The organism is Sphingopyxis sp. (genome assembly GCF_036402335.1).
In the GTDB taxonomy this organism is placed as follows: Bacteria; Pseudomonadota; Alphaproteobacteria; order Sphingomonadales; family Sphingomonadaceae; genus Sphingopyxis.
On record NZ_DASWTD010000532.1, the window covers coordinates 1 to 2475 of the forward strand.

Here is a 2475-nt window from a genome sequence, read left to right on the forward strand (position 1 = left end):
CAGCCATGACTGAACTGCAGAGCTGTGTGCCGCGAGGTCAAAAGCAAGAGCGGACGGTACCGGAATCCTCCTCGGGGGGCGTCCGGCGAACCGATCCGACGGACCGCCCACCGTCCGACAGGGAGAAACGCCCATGGCCACCGTGCCGTCCCCTTTGACCGCGCCCCACGCGCCGCCCGCACCCAAGCCGCTCTATCGCACGCTGTACTTCCAGGTGCTGGTCGCCGTCGCCATCGGCATTGCCCTCGGGCATTTCTACCCGAAGCTCGGCGCCGACATGAAGCCGCTCGGCGACGCCTTCATCAAGCTCGTCAAGATGATCATCGCGCCGGTGATCTTCCTGACCGTTTCGACCGGTATCGCGTCGGTCGGCAGCGGCAAGACGCTCGGTCGCCTCACGGCAAAGACCTTCGCCTATTTCCTCTTCTTTTCGACCCTCGCGCTGATCATCGGGCTGATCGTCGCCAACGTGGTGCAACCGGGCGCGGGGATGAATATCGACCCGCGCACCCTCGATCCGAACGCGGTCGCCAAGATCGCCGAATATGATGCGAAGGCGCACGATACCTCGCTCGTCGGCTTCCTGCTCGCGATCATTCCGACGACCTTCGTCTCGGCGCTGACGTCGGGGTCTATCCTGCAGGCCTTGTTCGCGGCGATCCTGTTCGGGATTGCGCTGTCGCATACGGGCGCCGCCGGCGCGCAGGTGCTCGGCATGCTCGAAAAGCTGTCGAGCGTCTTCTTCTACCTCGTCGGAATGCTGATGCGCTTTGCGCCGATCGGCGCGTTCGGCGCCATGGCTTTCACGATCGGCGAATATGGCGTCGAATCGCTCGTCAATCTCGGCGCGCTGATCGCGACCTTCTACCTCACATCGATCCTGTTCGTCGTCGTCGTCCTCGGCACGATGGCGCGGCTCTGCGGCTTTTCGATCTTCCGGCTGATCGCCTATCTGAAGGCCGAACTGCTGCTCGTGCTCGGGACCTCGTCGTCCGAAGCGGCGCTGCCCAGCCTGATGGAAAAGCTGGAGAAAGCGGGCTGCGCCAAGCCCGTGGTCGGCATGGTCGTGCCGACGGGCTACAGCTTCAACCTCGACGGCACCAACATCTACATGACGCTCGCGGCGCTGTTCGTCGCGCAGGCGACGGGCGTCGACCTCAGCCTCGGCGACCAGGTCGCGCTGCTGCTGGTCGCGATGGTGAGCTCGAAAGGCGCGGCGGGGGTGACCGGCGCGGGGTTCATCACGCTCGCTGCGACGCTGACGGCGGTGCCCACGGTGCCGGTCGCGGGGCTCGCGCTGATCCTCGGCATCGACCGCTTCATGAGCGAATGCCGCGCGCTGACCAACTTCATCGGCAACGCGCTCGCCGCGATCGTCGTCGCGAAGTGGGAAAAGGCGCTCGATCGCGACGCACTCGACCGCGCGCTGGGCGGCAAGCCTGCACCCATTGCAGCGGCTCCGATCGAAACCGACGCAGATTGAGGCCGGCCAGGCCGGCCGACCGGACAACGATAAACATGGGGAGTGATATCATGATTTCGACCAAAGCCCGCTGGGCACGTCACAGCAGTCGCACCGTATTGATGCTTGCCGGTATCGGTGCGCTGGCCGCGCCGCTTGCCGCGCAGGAAACCCCGGCCGAGGGCACCGCCGCCGCGGCGGGCGAAGACGCGATCATCGTTACCGGCAGCCGTATCGCGCGTGAAACCTATGACACGCCCGCGCCCGTAATCGGGGTGTCGGCCGAGGATCTGGTCGAGGCGGGCGACAGCGAGCTCAGCGAGACGCTCGCCGACCTGCCGCAACTATCGTCGACCACCAATGATTCGACCGTCACCGGCAACACCCAGAATTCGGGCCTCAGCTCGATCGAGCTGCGCAACCTCGGCGCGAACCGTACGCTCGTCCTCATCGACGGTCGCCGCACCGTGTCGAACTCGGGGATCATCAACCTGGTCAGCCTGTCGACGATCCCCACCGACTTCGTCGACCGGGTCGAGATCGTTACCGGTGGCACCTCGTCGGTCTATGGTTCGGATGCGGTGGCGGGCGTCGTCAACATCATCACCAAGAAGAACGAACGCGGGCTGACCTTGCGCGCACGCACCGGCATCACCTCGCGGGGCGACGGGCAAGAACTCACGCTCGGCGCCACCTGGGGCACGCGCTTTGCCGACGGGCGCGGCTATTTCCTTGTGAGCGGTACCTACGACCGCGACTGGGGCATCCGCGCGACCGACCGCGAATGGGCGACGCGCCCGGTCGCTTATGAATATGACTTCGATACCGGCCTCAACATGTTCGAGGGCGTCTATCTGAACGCCAGTGGCGTCCCGACGAGCGGATCGCAGCCCGCCTCCTCCTTCCCTCCGCTGAGCATGAGCGATCTCAGCAGCTTCATCCCCGGCGGCGTCTTTTCGGGCGGCAACTCGTCGCGCGACCGTTTCTATCGGAACGGCCAACTGATCCCCCTC

General features: G+C 65.5%; 2 protein-coding genes. Both read left to right on the forward strand.

Features of this window, described 5'->3' with window-relative positions; translation table 11 throughout:
- The first annotated feature begins 133 nt into the window (after positions 1-133).
- Positions 134-1483: a dicarboxylate/amino acid:cation symporter gene (locus VGD20_RS17470; RefSeq protein ID WP_331135653.1), complete on the forward strand. Its 1350-nt coding sequence runs from the start codon at positions 134-136 to the stop codon at positions 1481-1483.
- A 50-nt stretch (positions 1484-1533) separates the two neighbouring features.
- Positions 1534-2475 (forward strand): TonB-dependent receptor plug domain-containing protein (locus VGD20_RS17475; RefSeq protein WP_331135654.1); only part of this gene is annotated, 942 nt, incomplete at its 3' end.

Bases quoted from the DNA above. Each gene is read 5' to 3' on its own strand.
- VGD20_RS17470 (WP_331135653.1), top strand. From the start codon at position 134: ATGGCCACCGTGCCGTCCCCTTTGACCGCGCCCCACGCGCCGCCCGCA.